Annotated in this window: 22 protein-coding genes and 1 tRNA gene; 11 read left to right on the forward strand and 12 right to left on the reverse strand. The window is 51.1% G+C overall.

Annotated features, from left to right (window positions below; translation table 11 throughout):
* The first annotated feature begins 97 nt into the window (after positions 1–97).
* From ACSBQN_RS06820 to ACSBQN_RS06830, 3 genes are all read left to right on the forward strand, one after another.
* The gene (locus ACSBQN_RS06820; RefSeq protein ID WP_024473186.1) at positions 98–574 is read left to right on the forward strand and encodes a YchJ family metal-binding protein; all 477 of its coding nucleotides are present in this window, start codon (positions 98–100) and stop codon (positions 572–574) included.
* A gap of 65 nt (positions 575–639) precedes the next feature.
* Positions 640–1,488 (forward strand): formyltetrahydrofolate deformylase, encoded by an 849-nt coding sequence (purU, locus tag ACSBQN_RS06825; protein ID WP_024473187.1) that lies wholly within the window; start codon positions 640–642, stop codon positions 1,486–1,488.
* A 158-nt stretch (positions 1,489–1,646) separates the two neighbouring features.
* Positions 1,647–1,731, forward strand: a tRNA-Tyr gene (locus ACSBQN_RS06830).
* A 16-nt stretch (positions 1,732–1,747) separates the two neighbouring features.
* Here the strand turns inward: ACSBQN_RS06830 and ACSBQN_RS06835 are convergent.
* Positions 1,748–2,611 carry a helix-turn-helix domain-containing protein gene (locus ACSBQN_RS06835; protein ID WP_024473188.1) on the reverse strand — a complete coding sequence of 288 codons (864 nt, stop codon included), beginning with the start codon at positions 2,609–2,611 and terminating at the stop codon, positions 1,748–1,750.
* A gap of 414 nt (positions 2,612–3,025) precedes the next feature.
* On the opposite strand from ACSBQN_RS06835, the gene xthA reads away from it, so the two are divergent.
* Positions 3,026–3,835, forward strand: a complete 810-nt coding sequence (xthA, locus tag ACSBQN_RS06840) for an exodeoxyribonuclease III (RefSeq protein WP_024473189.1) — start codon at positions 3,026–3,028, stop codon at positions 3,833–3,835.
* Positions 3,836–3,866: 31 nt separating this feature from the next.
* Here the strand turns inward: xthA and ACSBQN_RS06845 are convergent, their stop codons facing one another.
* Genes ACSBQN_RS06845 through ACSBQN_RS06855 form a run of 3 tightly spaced genes read right to left on the reverse strand, consistent with a single transcriptional unit; the run spans position 3,867 to position 7,457 of the window.
* Positions 3,867–5,831: a DNA topoisomerase III gene (locus tag ACSBQN_RS06845; protein WP_024473190.1), complete on the reverse strand. Its 1,965-nt coding sequence runs from the start codon at positions 5,829–5,831 to the stop codon at positions 3,867–3,869.
* A gap of 2 nt (positions 5,832–5,833) precedes the next feature.
* On the reverse strand, positions 5,834–6,877 hold the full coding sequence (gene selD / locus ACSBQN_RS06850; protein ID WP_024473191.1) for a selenide, water dikinase SelD: 1,044 nt from the start codon (positions 6,875–6,877) through the stop codon (positions 5,834–5,836).
* 28 nt (positions 6,878–6,905) lie between these two features.
* Entirely contained in the window at positions 6,906–7,457 is a 552-nt protein-coding gene (locus ACSBQN_RS06855; RefSeq protein WP_004239158.1) for an NAD(P)H nitroreductase, read from the reverse strand.
* 162 nt (positions 7,458–7,619) lie between these two features.
* Between ACSBQN_RS06855 and sppA the strand changes: the two genes are divergently transcribed.
* The 3 genes from sppA to pncA all read left to right on the forward strand — a co-directional run bounded on the left by sppA (position 7,620) and on the right by pncA (position 11,419).
* Positions 7,620–9,482: a signal peptide peptidase SppA gene (gene sppA, locus ACSBQN_RS06860; protein WP_024473192.1), complete on the forward strand. Its 1,863-nt coding sequence runs from the start codon at positions 7,620–7,622 to the stop codon at positions 9,480–9,482.
* Positions 9,483–9,750: 268 nt separating this feature from the next.
* On the forward strand, positions 9,751–10,770 hold the full coding sequence (gene ansA, locus ACSBQN_RS06865) for an asparaginase (protein ID WP_004235543.1): 1,020 nt from the start codon (positions 9,751–9,753) through the stop codon (positions 10,768–10,770).
* 10 nt (positions 10,771–10,780) lie between these two features.
* Complete coding sequence (gene pncA / locus ACSBQN_RS06870; RefSeq protein ID WP_024473193.1) at positions 10,781–11,419, forward strand: bifunctional nicotinamidase/pyrazinamidase; 639 nt, start codon at positions 10,781–10,783, stop codon at positions 11,417–11,419.
* Between the two features lie 42 nt (positions 11,420–11,461).
* Here the strand turns inward: pncA and ACSBQN_RS06875 are convergent, their stop codons facing one another.
* Both ACSBQN_RS06875 and msrB read right to left on the reverse strand, forming a co-directional pair.
* Positions 11,462–11,737, reverse strand: a complete 276-nt coding sequence (locus ACSBQN_RS06875) for a YeaC family protein (RefSeq protein ID WP_004235541.1) — start codon at positions 11,735–11,737, stop codon at positions 11,462–11,464.
* A 103-nt stretch (positions 11,738–11,840) separates the two neighbouring features.
* Positions 11,841–12,254, reverse strand: a complete 414-nt coding sequence (msrB, locus tag ACSBQN_RS06880; protein ID WP_024473194.1) for a peptide-methionine (R)-S-oxide reductase MsrB — start codon at positions 12,252–12,254, stop codon at positions 11,841–11,843.
* 329 nt (positions 12,255–12,583) lie between these two features.
* Between msrB and gapA the strand changes: the two genes are divergently transcribed.
* Positions 12,584–13,579, forward strand: coding sequence for a glyceraldehyde-3-phosphate dehydrogenase (gene gapA / locus ACSBQN_RS06885; RefSeq protein ID WP_004235539.1), 996 nt, complete (start codon positions 12,584–12,586; stop codon positions 13,577–13,579).
* A 112-nt stretch (positions 13,580–13,691) separates the two neighbouring features.
* Positions 13,692–14,573: a D-hexose-6-phosphate mutarotase gene (locus tag ACSBQN_RS06890; protein ID WP_049241959.1), complete on the forward strand. Its 882-nt coding sequence runs from the start codon at positions 13,692–13,694 to the stop codon at positions 14,571–14,573.
* Positions 14,574–14,608: 35 nt separating this feature from the next.
* Here the strand turns inward: ACSBQN_RS06890 and ACSBQN_RS06895 are convergent, their stop codons facing one another.
* The 5 genes from ACSBQN_RS06895 to ACSBQN_RS06915 form a co-directional block, all read right to left on the reverse strand.
* Positions 14,609–15,199, reverse strand: a complete 591-nt coding sequence (locus tag ACSBQN_RS06895) for a YiiX family permuted papain-like enzyme (protein ID WP_024473195.1) — start codon at positions 15,197–15,199, stop codon at positions 14,609–14,611.
* Positions 15,200–15,294: 95 nt separating this feature from the next.
* Positions 15,295–16,053: a MipA/OmpV family protein gene (locus ACSBQN_RS06900; protein WP_015422743.1), complete on the reverse strand. Its 759-nt coding sequence runs from the start codon at positions 16,051–16,053 to the stop codon at positions 15,295–15,297.
* A 133-nt stretch (positions 16,054–16,186) separates the two neighbouring features.
* Positions 16,187–18,481: a carbamoyltransferase HypF gene (hypF, locus tag ACSBQN_RS06905; RefSeq protein WP_214177193.1), complete on the reverse strand. Its 2,295-nt coding sequence runs from the start codon at positions 18,479–18,481 to the stop codon at positions 16,187–16,189.
* Positions 18,482–18,577: 96 nt separating this feature from the next.
* Positions 18,578–19,648, reverse strand: coding sequence for an alanine racemase (gene alr, locus ACSBQN_RS06910; protein ID WP_354632743.1), 1,071 nt, complete (start codon positions 19,646–19,648; stop codon positions 18,578–18,580).
* Positions 19,649–19,674: 26 nt separating this feature from the next.
* On the reverse strand, positions 19,675–20,973 hold the full coding sequence (locus tag ACSBQN_RS06915) for a D-amino acid dehydrogenase (protein ID WP_024473198.1): 1,299 nt from the start codon (positions 20,971–20,973) through the stop codon (positions 19,675–19,677).
* A 395-nt stretch (positions 20,974–21,368) separates the two neighbouring features.
* Between ACSBQN_RS06915 and ACSBQN_RS06920 the strand changes: the two genes are divergently transcribed.
* Complete coding sequence (locus ACSBQN_RS06920) at positions 21,369–22,229, forward strand: alpha/beta fold hydrolase (protein ID WP_024473199.1); 861 nt, start codon at positions 21,369–21,371, stop codon at positions 22,227–22,229.
* A gap of 45 nt (positions 22,230–22,274) precedes the next feature.
* Here ACSBQN_RS06920 and fadR read toward each other — a convergent pair whose 3' ends face one another.
* Positions 22,275–22,988, reverse strand: a complete 714-nt coding sequence (fadR, locus tag ACSBQN_RS06925) for a fatty acid metabolism transcriptional regulator FadR (protein ID WP_004235531.1) — start codon at positions 22,986–22,988, stop codon at positions 22,275–22,277.
* Between the two features lie 240 nt (positions 22,989–23,228).
* Here fadR and nhaB point away from each other — a divergent pair, with 240 nt between their 5' ends.
* The gene (nhaB, locus tag ACSBQN_RS06930; RefSeq protein WP_024473200.1) at positions 23,229–24,776 is read left to right on the forward strand and encodes a sodium/proton antiporter NhaB; all 1,548 of its coding nucleotides are present in this window, start codon (positions 23,229–23,231) and stop codon (positions 24,774–24,776) included.
* The last annotated feature ends 117 nt before the right edge of the window (positions 24,777–24,893 follow it).

Raw genomic sequence — 24,893 nt, forward strand, 5'->3', positions numbered from 1 at the left:
GCTGCTGAGATTAAGGATAGCGTGTGATCGCTATTTCCGGTAGCATCTGAGCTCTGTTCCTTACGATTATTTACCCTGAACACATTATTTGATAATTATGTCTCATTTTACAGATACCGATCCCTGCCCGTGCGGCAGCGGGGATACTTTTGCACAGTGTTGCCAGCCTTATCTTTCCGGTGCGCAGTCCGCCCCCGATGCGCGGGCACTGATGCGTTCGCGTTACAGTGCGTTTGTCACCCATAATGCTGATCATCTGATCCGGACATGGTATCCGCCGGCACGCGCGGAAGCACTGCGGACAGAACTGACCGCCGGATTCGGTGAAACGGAATGGCTGGGACTGAATGTCATTGATTTTCAGCCCGGCACCGCGCCGGACGAGGCTTTCGTTGAATTTTGTGCTTGCTTTATTGATAAAAAGTCCGAAGATAAACAATTCATTCACGAACGTTCCCGTTTTCGCCTGACTGACGGTGCCTGGATGTACCTCGACGGCGTAAAACCACAGATCGGCCGTAATGACCCCTGCCCCTGCGGCTCCGGAAAAAAATATAAAAAATGCTGTGCCTGACACCGGACAGGCACTTTCTGTAAACAAACATCACCGACATCAGTTATTAAGGATCCACACCTTCCATGCAACACCAGACGAGCCAGAAAAAAATTCTGCGAACCATTTGCCCTGACGCAAAAGGTCTTATCGCCAAGATCACCAATATTTGTTACAAGCATCAGCTGAATATTGTCCAGAACAATGAATTCGTTGATCACCGTACCGGCCGCTTTTTTATGCGCACCGAGCTGGAAGGGATTTTTAACGATGAAACCCTGCTGGCCGACCTGGATGATGCCCTGCCGAAAGGCTCCACGCGCGAATTAACCACCGCCGGACGCCGCCGTATTGTCATTATGGTGACCAAAGAAGCACACTGCCTCGGCGATATTCTGATGAAAAGCGCCTACGGCGGTCTGGATGTCGAAATCGCAGCGGTTATCGGCAACCACGACCTGTTGTCTCATCTGGTCACACAGTTTGGTATTCCGTTCCATCATATCAGCCACGACGGACTGACCCGTGAGCAGCATGATATGCAGATCATTCAGCAGATTGACCAGTATCAGCCGGATTACGTCGTGCTGGCGAAATACATGCGTGTGCTGACCCCGGCATTTGTGCAGCACTATCCGAACCAGATTATCAACATCCACCACTCCTTCCTGCCGGCCTTTATCGGCGCACGGCCTTATCATCAGGCATATGAGCGCGGCGTGAAGATTATCGGTGCCACCGCGCACTATGTGAATGATAACCTCGATGAAGGTCCGATCATTCACCAGAGCGTGATTAACGTCGACCACACTTACAGCGCCGATGATATGGTCATGGCCGGTCGTGACGTGGAAAAAAATGTGCTCAGCCATGCCCTGGGGCGTGTTCTGACACAACGGGTATTCGTTTACGGTAACCGCACTGTCATTTTATAACGGCTTAATTGCCTGAAGTTGCACGGTTAACGTGCACTTCGGGCAAAAAAACAACGACCACACATTTTTTCTCTTTTTTTACTTTACAGCGTCCGCATATTTGCTATTATGCAGCCCGTCCCAAGGCAACAGCTGAACGGACAGACAATTTGATTTTTGGTGGGATACCCAAGCGGCCAAAGGGAGCAGACTGTAAATCTGCCGTCACAGACTTCGAAGGTTCGAATCCTTCTCCCACCACCATCTATCTTCTCTCCTGTTATTTCATATTCTCAATACAATCCATTATTTTGTTCAGCACACTCGCGTGTGATTTTGACTTGTACAGATAACAATGATTTTCCGCCTCACTCTGCGATAACGGCAGAAAAATCAGTTCATCGCTGTACGGCAGCGTTTTCGGGTGCTCATCAATAAAGCAGAGATAATCCCCGTCAATCAGCAGATGCAGATAACTGTTCACATTGTCGATCAGATGCACATGTTCATGTTTGCTCTGCTCACCGAGCTGCAGCAATAATGTTTTGAGTAACGGGCTTTCATATAATAACGGCTCACATAACCAGACACAGGAGGATAATAATGTCTGTAAATTGTTATCACAGTCCTGAAACAGTGAACGACGGCAGCAGATTCCGATTTGCCCCTGCGGTAAATGGCGCAGCAGCGTAAAACGTTCGCTGATAACCTGCTCTGACGACAGTATCAGCGTATTGCCCTCAAAATCATTTATTTCATCAATACAATCATAGTGGAAACGAAATATATTAATTTGTATACCCGCTTTGAATGCCGTCCGGTACAGTGCCGCAATATATTTACTTTTCCCCCAGTCATAAAATATATTCACCTTATTACATATCGTTCCGCTGATATGTTTTTTTGTAATTTCTTTTTCCTGCATATAGAGATCTTTAAGATCATTGTATAACTCCATCCCTTCCCGTGTCAGGCTCATACCAAATTTTTCACGTTTAAATAAACGCTTACCCAGCGAGATCTCAAAATCCTTGATAGACTTGGCCACCGGCGGAGTTGTCCTGTTCATCACTTTTGCTGCTTTACTGAGCGAGCCGTATTCAACAACAGCCATAAAGGCTTCTAACTTCCTTGAAAAAAACATAATGTCGATTCCTGTGCTGTAGTAAATAATCAGTTAAATAATTACTTATTGATATGTAACGACTTTATTTCTGGTGTTTTTTTCTTACACAAAGAGTTTAAATACGATTTTTATTAAAATTTATACAATAACAATAATGCAATGTTATATTTTTATTATTCTGTTTTATTAAATTTCATTTTAAAGATTAATACATAAACATAAAAATCTTCCTTCCGATTTTTATCACACCCATTTCATTTCACTGTACAGAAGAAAGAATAATCATTATTAATGCTGATTATTTTGTCAATTAAAATTAAGACATATTAACCCCTGCCGGGTGTACCGGTTTTTATTATTCTGCCGGCGGGTTACTTTTTTTCTTCGATCTGTTACTCTTTTGTTGTTAACTCATCAACCGGTTGGAATTCTATGAAGTTTGTCTCTTTTAACATTAACGGGTTAAGAGCCCGGCCTCACCAGCTGGAAGCGATTATCGCACAGCATCAGCCTGATGTTATCGGCCTCCAGGAAACCAAAGTCCATGACGAGATGTTCCCGCTCGATGACCTGAAACACCTCGGCTACCACATTTTTTATCACGGCCAGAAATCCCATTACGGTGTCGCCCTGCTGACCAAAGCAGAGCCGGTTGCCGTGCGCAAAGGCTTCGCAGGGGATGATGAAGATGCCCAGCGCCGTCTGATTATGGCGGATATTGATACCCCGGCCGGGGTACTGACAGTGATTAACGGTTATTTCCCCCAGGGAGAAAGCCGCGACCATCCGCTGAAATTCCCGGCGAAAACCAAATTCTATCAGGATTTACAGGACTATCTGTCCGGGCGCTCCAACCAGGATCCGATTGTTATTATGGGTGATATGAATATCAGCCCGCAGGATATTGATATCGGAATTGGTGACGCCAACCGCAAGCGCTGGCTGAAGACCGGCAAGTGCTCTTTCCTGCCGGAAGAGCGCGAGTGGATGGATCGCCTGCTCAGCTGGGGACTGACTGACACTTACCGCGCTATGTATCCGGATGCAGACGACCGTTTTTCGTGGTTCGATTACCGTTCACGCGGCTTTGATGACAACCGTGGACTGCGGATTGACCTGATTCTGGCAAGCAACGCGCTGGCACCACGCTGTACCGCCACCGGCATTGATTATGAAATCCGTGGTATGGAAAAACCCTCTGACCACGCGCCAATCTGGGCTGAGTTTGATTTAACCCGCTGATAAAAAATGTCCCGCAATGCGGGACATTTTTTTATTCTTCTTCCTGTGGCGGTGCTTTTTTTCCGCCGGTCTTCCCTTTGCCCTTCGCGGCGGTTTTACCTTTGCCTTTCGCGCCGGCCTTCTTCGCCTGCGGCGGCGGTGGTAAATCACGGAAAGCGCGGACATTCCGGTTCTGCCGGGCCTGGTTTATCAGTCCGGTCAGGGTTTCAGACAACGGCACCATGAAATCCTGATAACGATACTGTTTTTCACTGATTTGTGTCAGGGTTGATTCCCAGTGCGCCGTCATATCCGGCAAGGTGGCCATTTCGGGCAGAACATGAATCAGTGCTCGTCCTGCCGGGGATGAATGAATATTGCGCCCTTTTTTATACAGGAACTCACGACGGAACAGCAGTTCGATAATCCCGGCGCGGGTTGCTTCAGTGCCTAATCCGTCAGTTTCGCGCAGTACTTTTTTCAGCGCCTTATCTTTCACAAACCGGGCAATCCCGGTCATGGCTGACAGCAGCGTAGCATCGGTAAACGGTCTCGGCGGCTGAGTCTGACGCTCCACGACCTCACCGCGCTCACACAGGAGTTCATCCCCTTTGGTCAGCACCGGCAGCGGTGTACCTTCGTTTTCCTCGTCACGCTCTTTGGCACCCAGCATGGTCCGCCAGCCTGCCTGAGAGAGAAAACGCGCCTTTGCCACAAATTTACCGTTGGCGATATCCAGTTCAATCACGCATTTGCGGTATTGTGCATCCGGCATAAACTGCATCAGATACTGACGCGCAATCAGCTCGTAGATATTAGCTTCATTCTCACTGAGCGACACAGAGACCGATTTGGCGGTCGGAATGATGGCATGGTGCGCATCAACCTTTTTATCGTCCCAGCAGCGGTTACGCAGCGAATCATCGAGGTTATCCTGCGGCAGCAGATGCGGGGTATGAACAGAAATCGCATTGAGCACACTGTGACGCCCGGCAAAATGCTCTTCCGGCAGATGACGGCTGTCCGAACGGGGATAGGTGATCAGTTTGTGGGTTTCATACAGACGCTGACAGATATCCAGCACTGCCTGGGCGCTCAGCCCGTAGCGTTTGGCAGCCTCAATCTGTAACGCAGACAGTGAAAACGGCAGCGGCGCGATTTCATTTTCCGTTTTATCCTGAAAATCAGTCACGAAGGCCGGTTTACCGGTGATGCGGCTGACCACATGCTCCGCCAGCGGCCGGTGAGTCAGGCGTCCTTCGTCATCCTGATAATCCTGGCACGCCTCGCTCGGCACCCACATTGCCGTAAAACGTTCGTCCGCCGGGGTAACAATATGTGCCCGTACCTCAAAGAAATCGCGCGGCACAAAGTTTTCAATTTCCTCATCACGCCGCACCACCAGCCCGAGCACCGGGGTCTGCACACGGCCGACCGAAAGCACTCCGTTATACCCGGCATTACGGCCGAGAATAGTGTAGGCGCGTGTCATATTGATGCCGTAGAGCCAGTCTGCCCGTGCCCGTGCCAGTGCCGAAACACACAGCGGGATAAAATCACGGTTAAGACGCATTTTATCCACTGCCCGGGTTACCGCCTGCGGGTTAAGGTCATTGACCAGGCAGCGCTGCACCTGCTGACGCTTTTCCGGCGCGAGCTCCAGGAAATCCAGTACCTCATCCACCAGCAACTGCCCTTCGCGATCAGGGTCTCCGGCGTGGATAACTTCAGTTGCGGAACTGAGCAGCGTACCGATGGTGCGCAGCTGTTTCGCCACCGCGTCGCGGGGTCTGAGGATCCATTTTTGCGGGATAATCGGCAGATCAGCCAGGTTCCAGCGGGCATAACGCGGATCATACGCATCCGGCTCTGCCTGCTCCAGCAGGTGGCCGACACACCAGGTCACACAGTCATTCTGACCGCAGCGGATAAAGCCGTCCCCCCGCTGGTGCGGTTTGGGTAATACATCCGCAATCGCACGGGCGAGGCTGGGCTTTTCGGCAATAAACAAACGCATGTTTATGCGGTGACTTCAATCAGTGCACGGGATGCGTCCGGCTCAGTCAGTTCACCGACCGGGCTTAATGTCAGGCCGTATTTGCGGGCAACCGCCTCCACTTCCTCACGCGCCGCAGGATCAACCGCCAGCAGCAGCCCGCCGGATGTCTGCGGGTCACACAGCAGTTTGCGCTGAACTTCGGTCATTTCACCGATAAGGTGGCCGTAGCTGTCAAAGTTACGCTGAGTGCCGCCCGGGCAGCAGCCCTGTGCAATATAGTCATACACACCAGGCAGTACCGGAACAGAATCAGTGTGGATTACGGCTTGTAACCCGGAACCCTGACAGATTTCACTCAGATGGCCGAGCAGACCAAAACCGGTCACGTCTGTCATGGCTTTTACACCGTCGATTTCAGAGAAATCTGCACCGGGCTTGTTGAGCTGACACATGGTGTCACGTGCCAGATTTTTATGTTCCGGACGCAGTTTGCTCTGTTTTTCAGCCGTAGTCAGAATGCCGATACCCAGCGGTTTGGTCAGCAGCAGCTGGCAACCGGCTTTCGCACGGTTATTTTGTTTGATTTTATCTGTCGGGACGATACCGGTGACCGCCAGGCCGAAAATCGGCTCAGGCGCATCAATGGAGTGACCGCCAGCCAGAGAAATACCGGCATCACGGCAGACAGCCCGTCCGCCCTCAATCACCTGCTGTGCAATTTCCGGGGCCAGTTTGTCTACCGGCCAGCCGAGGATCGCAATCGCCATAATCGGCTTGCCGCCCATGGCATAAATATCACTGATGGCGTTGGTGGCCGCGATACGGCCGAAATCATACGGGTCATCCACAATCGGCATAAAGAAATCGGTGGTGCTGATGATGCCGGTACCGTTGCCGATATCATACACTGCCGCATCATCACGGGATTCATTACCGACCAGCAGATTAGGGTCGATAAATTTTGCCTGCTCACTGTGCAGGATGGTATCGAGCACTTTCGGGGAAATTTTACAGCCGCAACCCGCGCCGTGACTGTATTGCGTTAAACGCACCGCTTCTGACATGATAGTCTCCTTGTTAACGTCAATCCGCTCAGAAATACGTGACAAACGGTGTCAGATCCGGTGCCGCCACTTTGGCAGGCGCTTTCAGTGCCGGAGTGCCGAGATACAGAAAGCCGACAATTTTATCGTGCTCCTCACATCCCAGACCTTCCCGTACCACCGGATCCTTTGTCCACGAGCCGGTGCGCCAGATCCCGCCGAAGCCCTGAGCCACAGCAGCCATCTGCATCGCATGAACCGAACAACCTGCCGCTGCAACCTGCTCCCATTCAGGAACTTTATGTTCCGGCTTCACTTTCGCGATAACCGTGATAATCAGCGGTGCGCGTAATGGCGCATTGCGGGCTTTCTCTTCCACTTCCGGCCCGAGTCCGGCTGTTTTTGCCGCTTTTTCGAGCAACTGACTGAATTTGGTGATGCCGTCATCCTGCATCACGATAAAATGCCAGGGCTGTAACGCGCCATGATCCGGCGCACGCATCCCGGCATTAAGAATATTTTTTAATGCTTCGCCTTCGGGCGCAGGTGTGGTCAGACGAGAAGCAGAACGGCGATTGAGTAGTAATGTCAGTGCATCCATCGGTTTTCCCCTTTTTTAGTCGCTAATAAGCTACCACTTTTTTCACTATTTTTAAGGATAGATTGCTTAACTGCCTATATTTTCCGCAATGTGTCGTTTTCAGGCTGACAAATCCGCACATCCTCTTTACGATAGCAGGACATCTTTGTCTTTGGAGCCGTCATGCATACTTTATGGACTATCATTGCCGGAATATTTAAATGGAGCTGGCGTATACTGAATTTTGTACGTCAGCTTGTCGCCAATGTCCTTTTTATCATCATACTGCTGTTAGCCGCCGGGGCCTATGCACTGCTGAGTGAGCAGGATACTCAGACCAGCCGTGAACCCGGAGCATTATATGTAAATCTTTCCGGTGTTGTCGTCGATCAGCTGACCCGTAACAGTCCGCTGGAAAGCCTCTCGCTCCAGCTGCTTGGCGCGTCTTCCGGTCAGTTACAGGAAAACTCCCTGTTTGATGTGGTGGAAACTATCCGTACTGCCGCCACCGACCCGGATATTACCGGAATGATCCTGAAGCTGGATGATTTCGTTGGTGCCGACCAGCCGTCACTTCAGTATATCGGTAAAACCATCACAGAATTCCGCAAACAGGGCAAACGGGTCTATGCTGTCAGCGGAAACTATAACCAGGCTCAGTATTACCTGGCATCCTATGCAGACAAGATATATATGCCGCCGCAGGGCAGCGTCGGTATCTACGGCTTCGCCACCAATACGCTGTATTATAACGAATTGCTGGAAATGCTGAAGGTGAAAACCCATATCTTCCGCGTCGGTACCTATAAATCGGCGGTTGAGCCGATGCTGCGCAACGATATGTCACCGGAAGCCCGCGAATCCACACAGCGTTTTATCAGTGTGCTGTGGGATAACTATCTCACCAGTCTCGCGGAAAACCGTAAAACCGGTAAGAACACCATTTTCCCGGGCGCACAGCAGATGCTGGCTCTGATGAAAACGGCAAAAGGTGATAATGCCGCTTATGCCGTCACGCAAAAACTGGTTGATGAAATCATGCCGGCTAACGTGTTTGAATCAGAAATGGCCAAAACTTTCGGCTGGGATAAGAAAAACAACACAATCAATGCGATTCCGTTTGCCGAATATGCCAAAAACCTGAATATCGGCGTGCCGCAGGGCAAGACCACCGGTAACATCGCCGTGGTTGTGGTTCAGGGTGCTATCGTTGACGGCCCGGATGCCCCCGGCATGGCCGGCAGTGACACCATCGCCGCACAGCTCCGCGAAGCCCGTCTGGATCCGGAAGTGAAAGCGCTGGTACTGCGGGTGAACAGCCCGGGCGGCAGTGTGACGGCATCGGAGCAGATCCGTGCGGAAGTCGCAGCACTGAAACAGAGCGGCAAAGCCGTGGTGGTTTCCATGGGCGGAGTAGCAGCTTCCGGCGGTTACTGGGTCTCAACACCGGCAAACTACATTGTTGCCTCACCGAGCACCATTACCGGCTCCATCGGTATTTTCGGCGTGGTCACCACGTTTGAGGACTCTCTGAGCGAAATCGGTGTGCACACTGACGGTGTGTCCACCTCGCCGCTGGCCGATGCCACTGTGACCAAAGCACTGACACCGGAATTCTCAGAGCTGATGCAGCTCTATATTGAAAGCGGCTACAGCAATTTTATTAATCTCGTTGCCAAATCCCGTCACAAGACGCCGGAGGAAGTGGATAAAATTGCGCAGGGTCGTGTCTGGGTCGGTTCAGATGCCAAAGCTAACGGCCTGGTCGATAAACTCGGTGATTTTGATGATGCGGTTGCCAAAGCCGCAGAGCTGGCCTCTGTTGAGCATCCGGTACTGAACTGGATGCAGCCGGAAATGACATTCATTGACAGATTGCTCGCGGAAACGGCCGGTAATGTGAAGGTGACACTGCCGTCATCATTGCAGGGACTGATCCCGGCGCCGGTCGGCGCACAACTGACACAACAGGCATCCTTTATGAAAATGCTGACGGATCCGCAGTACCGCTATGCGTTCTGTCTGAATTGTACCAATATTCAGTAAGTTTTATTCTCAGCTGACAAAAGCCTGTTCGTGACGAACAGGCTGAAATTGCTGACAAAGCAGGATAAAACGTGGTTTTTCCTGCTTTGTGTTATCAGCCGAAAATCAATAAATTGATTTTCCTTATTTATTTTCACAACCTCTGACGGTCGTTGCCACCCCCTGCGGGTTTGTCAACGGCCTGAGCCTGTTCGTGACGAACAGGCTTTTTTTTATTTCTGAAGCCCCTATAATTTCCTTCCCTGTACTCATTGTTAAGAGCAGTAACATGCAAAAGAAATCCATTTATGTGGTCTATACCGGCGGGACTATCGGTATGCAGCACTCGGCGCAGGGCTATATCCCTGTTTCCGGCCACCTTCAGCGCCAGGTTGCCAAAATGCCTGAGTTCTTCCGTCCGGAGATGCCGGATTTCACCATCACCGAGCACCAGCCGCTGATTGATTCTTCCGATATGACACCGGATGACTGGCAGTGTATCGCGGATGATATCAAAGCCCAGTATGACCACTATGATGGTTTCGTTATCCTGCATGGTACGGATACCATGGCGTTCACCGCATCAGCGCTCTCCTTTATGTTTGAGAACCTGACCAAGCCGGTAATTGTGACAGGGTCACAAATTCCGCTTGAGGCACTGCGCTCAGATGGCCAGATCAATCTGCTTAATGCCCTTTATCTGGCGGCGAATTATCCGGTCAATGAAGTGGGATTATTCTTCAATAACCGTTTATACCGGGGCAACCGCACCGTCAAAGCGCATGCTGACGGCTTTGCGGCCTTTACCTCCCCGAACTACCCGCCGCTGATGGAAGCCGGGATTAATATCCGTAATCTCAATACGCACCCGCTGCCGCAAAGCACCGCACCTTTCACGCTGCATAACATCACCCCGCAGCCCATCGGCGTGGTAACCGTGTATCCGGGCTTATCAGTGGATGTGGTAAACAATATTCTGCAGCAACCGGTCAAGGCACTGATTATCCGCTCTTACGGTGTCGGTAATGCACCGCAGCAGCCGAAACTGCTCACCGCATTACGGGAGGCCACAGAGCGCGGCATCATTGTGATCAATCTGACACAGTGTATTTCAGGACGCGTCAATATGGGCGGCTATGCCACCGGTCATGCACTGGCAGAAGCCGGCGTGATCAGCGGCTTTGATATGACCTTCGAGGCGGCGCTGACCAAACTGCATTATCTGCTCAGCCAGGATTACACCAGCGATGAAATCCGCATTCTGATGCAGCAGGATCTGCGCGGCGAACTGAGCTATAACGACAACTGAGGAGTCTGCAATGAAACCGGCACTGCTTCTGGTGGATATTCAGAATGATTTTTGTCAGGGCGGCAGCCTGGCTGTCCGCGACAGTGATGCGGTGATCCGCACAGCGAACCGGATGATAGCCCGTTGTCAGCAACAGAATATCCCGGTGATCGCCAGTCAGGACTGGCATCCGGCTGAGCATCTGAGCTTTGCGGTCAACTCCGGGACAGTGATTGGTGAATGCGGCGAACTGAACGGGCTGCCGCAGGTCTGGTGGCCGGTGCATTGTGTGCAGAACACACCGGGGGCGGATTTTCATCCTGAGCTCAATAAACAGGCTATCACTCATATTATTTATAAGGGTGAAAACCCCGCGGTGGACAGTTACAGCGCGTTTTATGATAACGACCACCGCGAGCCGACCGCTCTGCTGCAACTGCTGGCAGAACTGCAGATCACACACCTTGTGGTACTGGGAATTGCCACCGATTACTGTGTTAAATTTACGGTGCTGGATGCCCTGGCGGAAGGATTTGCCGTCACGGTGATCACGGACGGCTGCCGGGGTGTTAATTTACGGCCGGATGACAGCCTCACCGCATTTGCAGAGATGGAGAACGCCGGAGCGCGTTTGCAGACAGCTGCTCAGTTCTGCGGCGAAAAAGAGTAGCAAACGTCATGACGGGACAGTCAACACTGTCCCGTTTTACACTCAGTCCTGCGGTTTCAGTGTGGCCAGATGCGTATCGGTGAACAGCGCTTTCAGTTCCTGCTTACTTTTCAGGCTGATTTCCCCGTCAGTACCCACCGTCATATGCGCCGGATCCGCATTATGGCGGGACTGCCATAACATCACCAGCTGCAGGCTGCTGCTTTTCTGAGATTCCGTCAGTGGTACACCATCGGCCCATTTACCCAGTTCGACGGCTGTCACCAGACGCCCGTAGACTTCCGGCGTCATGGCGGACAATAAATCATCAATTTCCATACAGTTCCTTCCCCGAAAGCGTCTGATTTCACGTTTTGATCACATCAGAAGCTGAATCGTTTTTTCTATCGTTATACAAATGTTAAATTTCAATATAACCAAACTAACCGTTTGTTATTACTTTTGTTTTTTCATCTTCAAAACTCAGTGATGCTGAGTTAATACAATAACGCTGCCCTGTCGGCGCAGGCCCGTCAGGAAAAACATGCCCCAGATGCGCATCACAATGACCACAACGGGTCTCAATACGATGCATGCCATGAGAGGTATCGTCAATATACCGGACTGCACTTTTGCTGACCGGCTCATAAAAACTCGGCCAGCCGCAGCCGGCATCAAACTTGGTATCCGAATAAAAAAGCGGATAACCACAACAAATACAACGGTATACCCCCTGTTTCTCATTATAGAGCAGGCGGCCGGTAAACGGGTGCTCAGTTCCCGCTTCCTGTGTGACATAGCGCTGAATCTCTGTCAGCTCAGCGGGTGTATCCCGCTTTTTATCAGTCCCGGACATAGCTGAATCCTTATCATTATTGTGCAGGGTCAGTCAGAATACAGAATAACAAAAAATTAACATCAAATGACCGGATGTTATTCTAAACTTGTCATGTCAGCATTGACACCACTTATTTGTGACATGTTTCACATTTATGCCCCATACACGCTGTCTTTATTCCGCTAAGTCCCGATAATAGCGGCGACAAATTTACTGAAAGTGGCGATTTGTTGAGCAGATTAAATGTTAAATGACATTAATTGACACGATTCCGCTTGACGGCTGGCAAGGTTTTGGTAACTTTAGTAGCAACTTTAATTCACTAACAAATAGCTGGTGGTAATACTATGACTATCAAAGTAGGTATTAATGGTTTTGGTCGTATCGGCCGTATCGTATTCCGTGCTGCACAAGAGCGTTCAGATATCGAAATCGTTGCAATCAACGACCTGCTCGATGCAGATTACATGGCATACATGCTGAAGTACGACTCAACTCACGGCCGTTTTAACGGTACCGTTGAAGTGAAAGATGGCCATCTGGTTGTTAATGGTAAAACTATCCGCGTTACCTCCGAACGTGACCCTGCGAACCTGAAGTGGAACGAAGCCGGTGTTGATGTTGTTGCTGAAGCAACCGGTCTGTTCCTGACTGACGAAACTGCACGCAAACACATCCAGGCAGGCGCGAAGAAAGTCGTTCTGACCGGTCCTTCCAAAGATGCAACCCCGATGTTTGTTATGGGTGTTAACCACAAAGATTACGCGGGCCAGGAAATCGTCTCTAACGCATCCTGTACCACTAACTGCCTGGCACCACTGGCAAAAGTCATCAACGACAAATTCGGTATCGTTGAAGGCCTGATGACCACTGTTCACGCCACCACTGCCACCCAGAAAACTGTTGACGGTCCTTCACACAAAGACTGGCGCGGCGGCCGCGGTGCATCCCAGAACATCATCCCGTCTTCTACCGGCGCAGCAAAAGCAGTGGGTAAAGTTATCCCTGCACTGAACGGTAAACTGACCGGTATGTCTTTCCGTGTTCCTACTCCTAACGTCTCTGTTGTTGACCTGACTGTCCGTCTGGAAAAAGCCGCAACTTACGCTGAAATCTGTGAAGCAATCAAAGCGGCAGCAGCAGGCGAACTGAAAGGCGTGATGGGTTACACCGAAGATGACGTGGTTTCCACTGACTTCAACGGCGAAGTACTGACTTCTGTGTTCGATGCCAAAGCCGGTATCGCCCTGAACGACAACTTTGTGAAACTGGTTTCCTGGTATGACAACGAAACCGGTTATTCTCATAAAGTACTGGATCTGATTGCACACATCTCCAAATAAGTCTGCACTCTGTTATCCTCACAAAGAGCCGCTTTTGCGGCTCTTTTGTTTTGGGGCAAACAGTCGTAAAGTAGAAAGTAAATGTCCTGTTTTTATTACAAAAGGGTAAATTATGATTGAGCGCCTTCTTGCGTTACCGGTTACCAGTCCGATCACCCCTTCACTGTCCCAGCGTCAGATGGGGGATTTGCCGGTTATTGTGATCGACCATCCGAAAGTCCGTGCTGCGGTCAGTTTTCAGGGAGCACAGGTGCTGGCATGGCAACCGGGCGGTTCAGAACAGCCGGGATTATGGCTCAGTGAAAACAGTGCATTTACCCCGGGTGTGGCCATCCGCGGCGGGATCCCGATCTGCTGGCCGTGGTTCGGCCCGGTGCAGGCGCCTTCCCACGGTTTTGCCCGTATTATGCAGTGGGAGTTCACGGCTCATAATGAAAATGAAGAGGGTGTATTTCTGACCTTTACCCTGCGTGACAGTGCTGAAACCCGCAAATTGTGGCCGCACGAGTTCACACTGATCGCCCGCATCCGCCTGGGAGACACTTGTGAGGTCGAGCTGGAAGCTTACGGGCAGTATCAGGCAACCGCGGCACTGCATACCTATTTTACTGTCGGGGATATTGCACAGGTCAGTATCAGCGGGCTGGGGCAGCATCTGCTGGATAATCTGTCACAGCGTGAAGAATATACGGAAGAGACAAAGCTGGTTTTCAACGGCCGTACCGACCGCATCTATACCGAGCCGGAACAATCCACCTATATCCACGATAAGAAATTAAAACGTCATATTGAAGTGGTGCACTTCCATCACAGCGACGTGGTGTGCTGGAACCCGGGTGCAGCATTGTCTGCTTCAATGGCAGATATGCCGGATGACGGTTATAAAACGATGGTGTGTGCCGAAAGTGCGCGGATTAACCGCCCTATGGCTCCGCAGGGCGATAAACCGTCCCATCTCTCTGTCCGTATCCGCCTGAACCCGAAAATCGGCTGACGGGCTGCACAGGAACACATAAGGCCGGTGAATGATTACCGGCTTTCATATACCGTTGTCAGCAGCGGCGAATCAAACATAGCCACCGGCGAAATCACCGTTTCATCCAGCGGAACTGCCTTTCCGTACCGTTCTTTCATCTTTGCCTGTACTTCCGGCGAGGATAAATCAAATTCCCGTAATGTCTGTAACTGACCGACCTCTGTATTCAGGGCATTTTTATAGATTTTCCAGACCAGTTCCGAACAATAAATCCGCTCATCATCCCATGAAAATGTCAGGTCATAAGGCCGGGACTGATACCGGATCGCTTCACGGTACAATGCCTGCTGCTGTGATGCACTCAGTTGATTTTTCAGGCGTTTCACCACGTAATGGTTACCGGTGCCGCGCGCAATCCACTGTTTCAGCGGTGTAAAGCGGACTGTTTTTGCCGCCTCATACACATACGGCTTACCGTCACGCAGCAGAATAATCCCCATATGGCTGTAGACCGACCCTGTCGCTTTTTGTATAGCGAGGCTCTGAGAGGAGCGCGAGGTATGGAAAATAATATCGCCCTGCTGCGGCTGCCACGCGTACACGGCGGAGGCAAAAAAACAGAGCAACAGCAGACAATGACGCAACACACTGATCACAAGAGCCCTCCGGCATGGTTAACAGCCATAAAAAAACTGCACCGGACACAGGTCGGGTGCAGTTCTGTTATACCACTGAATTATCAGAAAGTATAAGTCACACCAGTCCACAGGATAGAGGTGTGTTTTTTATCCACCATCGGGCTGTCTTTGGCCTCACTTGGTAACAGGTCGATACGGCCCATCGCGAATGCAGACCAGTTTTCATCAAACTGATAATGACCGGACACCTCAACATACGGTGTCCAGCTGCTGCCCGGACGGTATTCATCCAGACCGCTGCGGCGGGATTCAGCAGCAGTGATCCCGTATTCATAACGGTTCTGTTTTTCGCTGGACCAGATCACACCCACGCCCGGCTGGACAGACCATTTGTCGCCCTCAAACCCGTAAAGGTAAGCGGCATCAAAACGCATACCGTCACTTTTACCCAGGATATCCCCGGAGAAGTTGGTACGCAGTGTTCCCCACTCTTCATGATGGCGGTAGCTCAGCCCGGCCATGGCAGTATCGCGGCGGTTATCGAGCTTGCGCATACGGGAATCTTTATTATCTTTGGCACGGTATGCCTGCGGATAGTAGAACAGGTCAACGGACAGCTGATCTTTTTTGTCATTCCACAGATAATAACCGGTCGCTAAGGTATGAAAATAAAAGTTTTTACCTTCATAGTTAACCATCGGAACCGGCATAAATTTATCAGATGTTTTTGTGCCGCGGTATGCCTGCTCCTGATAGAGTACGGAAGCACCGACAGACCATTTTCCGTCGTCTGCAAAGGCAGAGGCTGACATGACAGTTAACATACTGAGACTGAGCAGGCCGGTTAATTTCTTATGCATTATCATTTCCTGAGTTAAATTCATGTACAAATTACCGCAACAAATGTTTGCGGGGCGCATATATTACGGTGAATGATAATTCAGCGATGATAAAAATTACAAATATTTACTGTGCTAAATCGTGCCACCGGTTTCAGTGAAGTAATGTCATTGCAGCGATAAGTGCCTCACCTGCCGCTATTCCGCCATCACCGCATGGCAACTGACGGGGTTCCCGCACCTGTCTGTGGCTTAATCTGTCCTTAATCAAGCGACGCAATAACCGGTTATTAAACACCCCGCCGGAGAGCACGATGGTATCCGTATTTCGCCGGGTCGCTGTCTCATCTGCCAGCCCGGCAACTGTATTTGCCAGCAGCACATGAAAACGGAATGCTCTTTCCGGTATTGTCAGAGTATCATCCGCCAGCATCTGCCAGAGCGGACGTAAATCAATGATATTACCCGTCATCAGCGGCAGTGTTTCACCGGTGATAAGCTCTTCCTGATTGTGACACTGTAACGCGCAATTTTCCAGCGCACAGGCGGCTTCCCCTTCCCAGCTTATCTGATCTGCGGTTAATCCGAGCGCACAGGCCACTGCATCAAACAAACGCCCGCAGGATGATGCTTTCGGGGCATTGATACCCTGCTCAATGGCTTTAATCAGCAATGATACATTCTTCCCGGCAAGCCGTGATGCCAATGGTGAAGACAGCCATAAACCGGCGTGATGCAGATGAGCCAGCAGGTTACGCCACGGCTGTACCGCCGCTTTGTCCCCGCCGGGCAGACTCACGGCCGGTAACCCGCCGGTACGGGTCATATGACGGTAATCACCCGCCAGGATTTCACCGCCCCACAATGTGTTATCTGCCCCGTATCCGAGGCCGTCGAGTGCAATTCCGACGACTTCGCCATCTTCCTGACGCCAGCCGTGTTCTGCCAGACAGGCTGCAATATGCGCGTGATGATGGTAAACCGGTATAAACGGCACCTGATGCGCCTGTGCCAGTGCCATCCCCATCTGATGACTGATATAGCCGGGATGCGCATCCCCGGCGATAACCTGTGGTTTCATCTGATAAATCTGCTCAAACAGTTTCAGCGAAGCCTCCAATTGCCCCTGTACGGAGAGATCAGCCAAATCCCCGAGATGCGGCCCGGTAATCAATTGCTGATGATGCAGCAGGCAGAAGGTGTTTTTCAGATCACCGCCCAGCGCCAGAACTGCCGGCGGATTTTTGCCGGTCACTGCGCTGACATCGATAGCATCCGGCACATAACCACGGGCACGCCGCAACACCTGAATATCTCCGGCCTGATAACGGACAAGAGAATCATCCGCCCGCTGAATAATTTCACGGTTATGCAGCAGAAAACCATCGGCAATGGAACTGAGCTGCTCAAATGCTGCTGCGTGATCCAGCGCCGGAGTATGGCCCGATGCATTCCCGGAGGTCATAATCAGCGGACGCTGAATATCATGCAGCAACAGGTGCTGTAGCGGATTAGACGGCAGCATAATACCGGTTTCACACAATCCCGGCGCGACCAGCGGTGATAATGCGGCGATCACTTCCGGTTCATCTGTCAGCACAATCGGTGCGGCAGGGCTTTTCAGCAGGGTAATCAGGCCGGGATCCGGCTCCCGCCCCGTGCATTCCGCCAGCCAGTCAACGGATGGTATCATCACCGCAAATGGCTTGGCAGGCCGGTGTTTGCGGGCTCTCAGTGCAGCCACAGCTTCATTGTTTTGTGCATCCGCCACCAGGTGAAAGCCACCCAGTCCCTGCATCGCCAGAATTTTGCCATCTTTCAGCAAACGGACTGCGGCTGACAGAGCATCATCAAAGCGGGCGGTAATCTGCTGCTGCGGATCCGTCAGCCAGATATGCGGCCCGCAATCCGGACAGGCATTCGGCTGCGCATGGAAGCGGCGATCTGCCGGGTCACGGTATTCATGCTGACACACCGGACAAAACGGAAAAACCGACATCGCTGTGTTCGGGCGATCATACGGCATTCCCCTGATAATGGTAAAACGAGGCCCGCAGTGTGTGCAGTTAATAAAAGGATAACGGTAACGGCGGTTGCCGGGGTCAAACAATTCACTCAGACAAACATCACAGGTTGCTGCGTCCGGGATAATTTCGGTATCCATTTCCCCCTGTCCGCTGGCGGTGATGGTAAATGCCGCCGGACACTGTTCAAAGATATAATGCTGCTGCCCGATATGGTCGATTCGCGCCAGCGGCGGGCATTGTGCCTGTAACTGACTGATAAAACCGGCTATATCCGCATCTGCCGGAAGGTGGATAAGTACCCCTTCACTGTCATTGCTGACATCCCCGCACAATCCCATCTGATGTGCTATCTGCCAGACAGCCGGACGAAACCCGACTCCCTGAACTTTTCCCTTCACCCGGATTTCCACACCCGCCTGCATAACGCACTCCTGCCTGATTTCAACCGGAACAGTTTACTGCGCACAGAGTGGCCGGGTATTTATCAGGATCATAAAAACAGCCGGAAAGACGTATAATTACCCGGCAGTGATCACCGGTACCCGCCGTGCCAGTGCTGTCAGCAGTTCGTAGCCGATAGTCCCGGCATATTGTGCGACATCATCCGCCGGAAGATTCGCGCCCCACAATTCAACCGGTGTACCGATATCCGCCTCCGGGCAGCGGGTGATATCAACTGTCAGCATATCCATGGAGATCCGTCCCGCCAGCGGGCAGCGCTGACCGGCAATCCAGACCGGTGTGCCGTCCGGTGCATGGCGCGGATAACCATCGGCATAACCACAGGCAATGGTGGCAATCCGCATCGGCGCCGCGGCGGTAAAACGGCTGCCGTAACCCACGGTTTCACCGGCTTCAATATCATGAACAGCAATAATTTCACTGCGGAGAGTCATCGCCGGTTTCAGGCTGAACTCTGCAATATCCGCACTGTTGCCGCTGGGTGAAACACCATAGAGGATGATACCGCAGCGTACTTCATCCGCGCGGGTGTCCGGTTCCCACAAGGCCGCTGCGGAATTTGCCAGACACTGCGGTAAATTCAGAGAACTGAACAGCGCAATGCGCGACATCTGTTTATGAATACCGGCGGTTAAATCCGCATCCGCAAAATGGCTCATCAGTGTGATAGTGCCGACCTGCGGTAATACTGTCAGACGCTGGAGTGCATTCAGGTACGCCGCCGGAGAAAAACCCAATCGGTTCATACCACTGTTCAGTTTCAGATACACATTCAGTGGATGAATAAATGAAGCTTCCTCTATCGCTTTAATCTGCCACTCGCTGTGTACAGATGTTGACAGCTGATAACGGTCAATCAGTGACAGATCTTCTGGCTGAAAAAATCCCTCCAGCAACAGAACCGGCTTTTGCCAGCCCAGTTCGCGAACCTTCACTGCCTCACTGAAATCCAGCAGCGCAATGCCCTCCGCTTGCGCCAGTGCCGGAAAAATCCGTTCAATGCCATGTCCGTATGCATCCGCTTTTACCACTGCCCATACCCGGGACGGGCTGACCCGCTCTTTTACCCTGGCCAGATTATAGCGGACAGCTTCACTGTCAATCACAGCCTGTATCGGACGAGGCATAAAATCACCACTCCTTATTTTGTTGGTTATGCGGTATGTAACTGCTGCGGGATCACCAGCCGGGTTCTGAACCCGTTCAGATAACGGGATACCGCGAGATCATCCGCCCGGATAGCCGGTTTATCGCCGGACATAATATCGGCAAGCAACTGCCCGCTGCCGCAGGCCATTGTCCACCCGAGGGTGCCGTGGCCGGTATTGAGGAACAGGTTACTGTATGCCGTCGGCCCGACAATCGGTGTGCCGTCCGGTGTCATCGGGCGCAGACCGGTCCAGAACGTGGCTTTGCTGATATCCCCGCCGCCACCGTAAAGATCCTGCACCACCATTTTCAGTGTTTCACAGCGCCGTTTGACAATATCAAGGTTAAAACCGACCACTTCTGCCATGCCGCCGACACGGATACGCTGATCAAAACGGGTCACCGCAATTTTGTAGGTTTCATCCAGTACCGTGGATGCAGGAGCACGACTTTCATCAATAATAGGCATGGTCAGAGAATAACCTTTCAACGGATACACCGGAATGGCGATATGGCCGTGCAGCAATTTTGTCGAGTATGACCCCAGCGCCACCACATACTGATCACCGGTGATCACTTCTTCATCACAAATCACCCCGCTGACGCGATCACCGCTGAATTGCAGACGGTGAATATTGACACCGAAACGGAATTTCACCCCGGCCTGCTCCGCCATTTCCGCCAGCCGTTTAGTAAAGAGATTGCAGTCCCCGGTTTCATCATTCGGCAGTTGCAGGCCACCCGCCAGTTTATGTTCCGCATGGGCCAGCGCCGGTTCTGCCTCATGCAGTTCACCGGCACTCAGCAGGCGGTACGCCACACCTTCCTGTTTCAGAACTGCAATATCATTGGCTGCGTTATCCAGCTGTTTTTGTGTGCGGAACAGTTGCAGTGTGCCGCCCTGACGCCCCTCATACTGTATTCCGGTTTCGGCGCGTAATGCTTTCATGCAGTCACGACTGTATTCCGCAATCCGTACCATACGGCTTTTATTCATGACGTAATAATCAGCACCGCAATTGCGCAGCATCTGCCACATCCAGCGTAACTGGAACAGCGAACCATCCGGTCTGATGGCCAGCGGGGCATGTTTTTCAAACATCCATTTCACGGCTTTCAGCGGAATACCCGGAGCACCCCACGGCGTGGCATAACCGGGAGAGATTTGCCCGGCATTACCGAAGCTGGTTTCTTCCGCCGCCGCCGGCTGCCTGTCGATAACAGTCACATCGTGCCCTTTCTGCGCGAGATACCAGGCTGTTGTGACACCGATAACACCACTTCCCAGGATGACAATGTTCATGTTGCCGCCTTGTTATTTATTTCACATTAGCATCAGCATAATATTTCAGAAACATTTTGCCAACATAGCGAAATCCCCTCACGTCATATTAAGTCTGTTTCTTTGCTGCCGGTCACAAAACAGTATTTTTTTTAATCACTGATATAATTAATTAAATTATCCTTTTATCCGAAAATGATTTTATTATCTTGTAATATAAGCATTTGTTAAATAGTATGCAGCCTATCTGTCGCAGGCACCGCTGCGAACTCATCGCGAAACGCAACCGGACACCCGTCTTTGTTGCCGATGACACCAGACTGAATAAATAATCCGTATATTTACGTTACGCTGGTTATTTATCAGAAAACCCCTCTTCTTTTTTATGCCTTACGGCATATTTTCCGGTAATAACGATGAATATTAAAAACCAACGTAAAAACATTACCCTCTTACCCGATGGCCGCCGCTTCAGCTGGTATGATTCCGGCCCGGAAACCGGTACACCGGTTGTGTTCTGTACTGGTGCAGGCATGAGTGGCTCCGCCGGGTTCGGTATTCCTTACCTGGCAGACAATAATATCCGGCTGATAACCCCGGATCGTCCCGGGCTCGGGGATTCTTCTCCCGATGCCGGAAAATCCCTGAAATCCTTTGCCGCAGATGCCACTTTTCTGATGCAGTCGCTGGGTTACACCCGGTTCAGGGCGGCCGGATTCTCTCAGGGTGCGGTTTATGCCATGGCACTGGCGTATTATGCGCAAGTTTCCGCTCTGGCACTGATTTCGGGACAGGATCAGTTAGATTACCCGCCAACCCGGGCGCTGTTATCTGCGGATGTTATTGATATGCAGAATAACGCGCGGACTCAGCCTGACGGGTTTATCGCATGGGTACGGGAAAATATCACCGCAGACTGGCTGATGAATTTCATTCTGAATTACAGCGGGGAAACAGACCTGGCGGTTTATCAGGCGGCTGATTTTTTACCGGTTTACCGGCAGTGTATGGCAGAGGCATTTTCTCAGGGAAATGAAGGCTATACACAGGATTTGCTGATTGCCATGCAGGAATGGGGATTTACCCCGGAACAAATTACCTGTCCGGTATCATTGTGGTACGGGGAGAAGGACACCAGTACCGTGCATTCCCCTGATAGCGGCAAGATTCTGGCCGGACGCTTTCCCCGCGCGGAACATCATCTGTTTGCGGAAGAAGGCGGTTCCCTGCTCTGGACACAGTCACAGGCGATATTACAGGCACTGGCCTGTGCATAACAAAAAACCGGCTCAGCGCCGGTTTTTCATCATATACAGTCGGTGTTACTGCGGATTCAGATCCTGTGCAATACCGCTCTGCATGGTCTGCCAGATAGTTCCGCTCTCTTTGCCGTAGCTGCGGACACAATCCAGCACTTTATCATAGGCTTTTTCACGGCACAGGCCGGTCAGTTGCTGATAAAAATTCCGTGCCAGTTTACGGGCTTCCGGGCTTGCGAAATAGAACCGGCCTACACGGGTGTACAACCCTTTCAGCCCGTTGAGGATCAGGCCGTAAATCGGGTTACCGGAGGCAAACGCCAGGCCGCGGAACACGTCATAATCATACTGGCTGAACGCATCGGAATTATCATCCGGTTCATTTTCCTGACTGAGAATTTCCAGTGATTTTTCCGGATTATTGCGAAACGCAGTACGGATAAAAATAGAAGCAATGTTAGTCCTGGCTGCCAGCAGGTTCTCAATCAGTTTCGGCGCGCTTTCGTGATCGAGACGGGCAATGGTTTCCAGGATGTTCAGTCCGGATGTTTCCCAGAAATTATTAATTTTTGTCGGTTTACCGTGCTGAATCGTCAGCCAGCCATCTCTGGCAAGACGCTGTAACACTTCACGCAGGGTTGTCCGGGTCACTCCGATCAGTTCAGATAACTCACGCTCTGCGGGTAAGATAGATCCCGGCGGAAAGCGGTTATTCCAGATACTTTCAATAATATATTCTTCTGCAAACCCCGCAGGGCTCTGCGCCTTGATTACCATAGGTGACTTCGTCCAAAGCAATTAATTAACCTTCCAATTATCCGGATGATAACAGAATGTGATGCCGCGATATAGCAATCAGCTTGCGAAAGAGTGAGTCCGGTCATAAATCATGATGGTACTGCCTGTGACCATCAGTTGATTTAAATTCTTAATAAATTCAGAATACCGGCGTAGTATAAAGCACTGTAGTTATACGCGGATCATCTTTTCACCCCCTGCGGAGGACACACAGCAACAATGGAAATATCAATGCGGCAGGCCTTCCTGAAGAACTTCATGGGCCACTCTCCTGACTGGTATAAGCTTGCTATTATTCTTTTTTTAATTATAAATCCGGTTGTTTACTTCTTTATTGACCCTTTTACAGCCGGCTGGTTGCTGGTCATTGAGTTTATTTTCACCCTTGCGATGGCACTGAAGTGCTATCCGCTGCAACCCGGCGGCCTGCTGGCGATTGAGGCAGTACTGATCGGTATGACATCGCCGGCGCAAATCAGCCATGAGATTGTGAATAACCTTGAGGTTATCCTGCTGCTGATCTTTATGGTTGCAGGTATTTACTTTATGAAGCAGCTGCTGCTGTTTCTGTTTACCAAACTACTCCTGTCTATCCGTTCCAAACGCGCGCTTTCTCTTGCTTTCTGTCTGGCGAGTGCATTTTTATCCGCATTTCTGGATGCACTGACGGTGATTGCCGTGGTGATCAGTGTGTCTGTCGGGTTTTATGCGATTTATCATCAGTATGCCTCTTCCGGAAAAGAAACGGTGACGCTCAGTGACGATGAATTTATCGACAGCACCGAAAAGCGTCAGACACTGGATCAGTTCCGGGCCTTCCTGCGCAGCCTTATGATGCATGCCGGTATCGGTACCGCACTGGGCGGCGTGATGACCATGGTCGGTGAACCGCAGAACCTGATTATTGCCAAACATGCCGGATGGGATTTCGTGAATTTCTTCCTGCGCATGGCGCCGGTAACAATTCCGGTATTTGTCTGTGGTCTGCTGGTCTGCTACCTGGTGGAACGGTTTAAACTGTTCGGTTACGGTGCGGAACTGCCGGAGCGGGTCAGAGCCGTACTGGAGGATAATGCACAAAAATCTGCAGCACGCCGGACAAAACAGGAAAAAATGCAGTTAATTGTTCAGGGCCTTATCGGTATCTGGCTTATCACTGCACTGGCCTTCCATCTGGCCGAAGTCGGGCTGATCGGTTTATCTGTCATTATTCTGGCGACAGCATTCTGCGGGATCACGGAAGAACATGCTCTCGGTGAGGCTTTCGAAGAAGCACTGCCGTTTACCGCTCTGCTGACTGTGTTTTTCTCCGTTGTTGCGGTAATTGTTGACCAGAAATTATTCACACCGTTTATCCAGTTTGTCCTCAGCTCAGATCCGTCGTCGCAGTTGTCGCTGTTCTATCTGTTCAACGGCCTGCTTTCGGCGGTCTCTGATAACGTCTTTGTCGGCACGGTCTATATCAATGAGGCAATGACGGCGATGAAAGCCGGACTGGTATCCTATACACAGTATGAATATCTGGCCGTTGCTATCAATACCGGGACAAACCTGCCGTCGGTGGCAACACCAAACGGTCAGGCGGCATTCCTGTTCCTGCTGACGTCCGCACTGGCACCGCTGATCCGGCTTTCCTACGGAAAAATGGTGATAATGGCGCTGCCTTACACCATCGTGATGACACTGGTCGGTTTCTTCGGTGTTGAATTATGGCTGGTACCGGTTTCAGAATGGATGGCTGCTAATGGTGTGATTACACTGCCGTAACCACCTTTTTACACTGCACTAACCGGAATAACAGTGTTATTCCGGTTTTTTTGTTTCTGCCCGCCGTAAATGCGGAAAAGGGGTGCACTGCTGTATTTTTTATCGTACAGTCGCTGC

It is taken from the genome of Morganella sp. B601, from assembly GCF_051172335.1.
GTDB classification, from domain to species: domain Bacteria; phylum Pseudomonadota; class Gammaproteobacteria; order Enterobacterales; family Enterobacteriaceae; genus Morganella; species Morganella morganii.

Bases quoted from the DNA above. Each gene is read 5' to 3' on its own strand.
- ACSBQN_RS06820 (WP_024473186.1), top strand. From the start codon at position 98: ATGTCTCATTTTACAGATACCGATCCCTGCCCGTGCGGCAGCGGGGAT.
- purU (WP_024473187.1), top strand. From the start codon at position 640: ATGCAACACCAGACGAGCCAGAAAAAAATTCTGCGAACCATTTGCCCT.
- ACSBQN_RS06835 (WP_024473188.1), bottom strand. From the start codon at position 2,611: ATGTTTTTTTCAAGGAAGTTAGAAGCCTTTATGGCTGTTGTTGAATAC.
- xthA (WP_024473189.1), top strand. From the start codon at position 3,026: ATGAAGTTTGTCTCTTTTAACATTAACGGGTTAAGAGCCCGGCCTCAC.
- ACSBQN_RS06845 (WP_024473190.1), bottom strand. From the start codon at position 5,831: ATGCGTTTGTTTATTGCCGAAAAGCCCAGCCTCGCCCGTGCGATTGCG.
- selD (WP_024473191.1), bottom strand. From the start codon at position 6,877: ATGTCAGAAGCGGTGCGTTTAACGCAATACAGTCACGGCGCGGGTTGC.
- ACSBQN_RS06855 (WP_004239158.1), bottom strand. From the start codon at position 7,457: ATGGATGCACTGACATTACTACTCAATCGCCGTTCTGCTTCTCGTCTG.
- sppA (WP_024473192.1), top strand. From the start codon at position 7,620: ATGCATACTTTATGGACTATCATTGCCGGAATATTTAAATGGAGCTGG.
- ansA (WP_004235543.1), top strand. From the start codon at position 9,751: ATGCAAAAGAAATCCATTTATGTGGTCTATACCGGCGGGACTATCGGT.
- pncA (WP_024473193.1), top strand. From the start codon at position 10,781: ATGAAACCGGCACTGCTTCTGGTGGATATTCAGAATGATTTTTGTCAG.
- ACSBQN_RS06875 (WP_004235541.1), bottom strand. From the start codon at position 11,737: ATGGAAATTGATGATTTATTGTCCGCCATGACGCCGGAAGTCTACGGG.
- msrB (WP_024473194.1), bottom strand. From the start codon at position 12,254: ATGTCCGGGACTGATAAAAAGCGGGATACACCCGCTGAGCTGACAGAG.
- gapA (WP_004235539.1), top strand. From the start codon at position 12,584: ATGACTATCAAAGTAGGTATTAATGGTTTTGGTCGTATCGGCCGTATC.
- ACSBQN_RS06890 (WP_049241959.1), top strand. From the start codon at position 13,692: ATGATTGAGCGCCTTCTTGCGTTACCGGTTACCAGTCCGATCACCCCT.
- ACSBQN_RS06900 (WP_015422743.1), bottom strand. From the start codon at position 16,053: ATGCATAAGAAATTAACCGGCCTGCTCAGTCTCAGTATGTTAACTGTC.
- hypF (WP_214177193.1), bottom strand. From the start codon at position 18,481: ATGCAGGCGGGTGTGGAAATCCGGGTGAAGGGAAAAGTTCAGGGAGTC.
- alr (WP_354632743.1), bottom strand. From the start codon at position 19,648: ATGCCTCGTCCGATACAGGCTGTGATTGACAGTGAAGCTGTCCGCTAT.
- ACSBQN_RS06915 (WP_024473198.1), bottom strand. From the start codon at position 20,973: ATGAACATTGTCATCCTGGGAAGTGGTGTTATCGGTGTCACAACAGCC.
- ACSBQN_RS06920 (WP_024473199.1), top strand. From the start codon at position 21,369: ATGAATATTAAAAACCAACGTAAAAACATTACCCTCTTACCCGATGGC.
- fadR (WP_004235531.1), bottom strand. From the start codon at position 22,988: ATGGTAATCAAGGCGCAGAGCCCTGCGGGGTTTGCAGAAGAATATATT.
- nhaB (WP_024473200.1), top strand. From the start codon at position 23,229: ATGGAAATATCAATGCGGCAGGCCTTCCTGAAGAACTTCATGGGCCAC.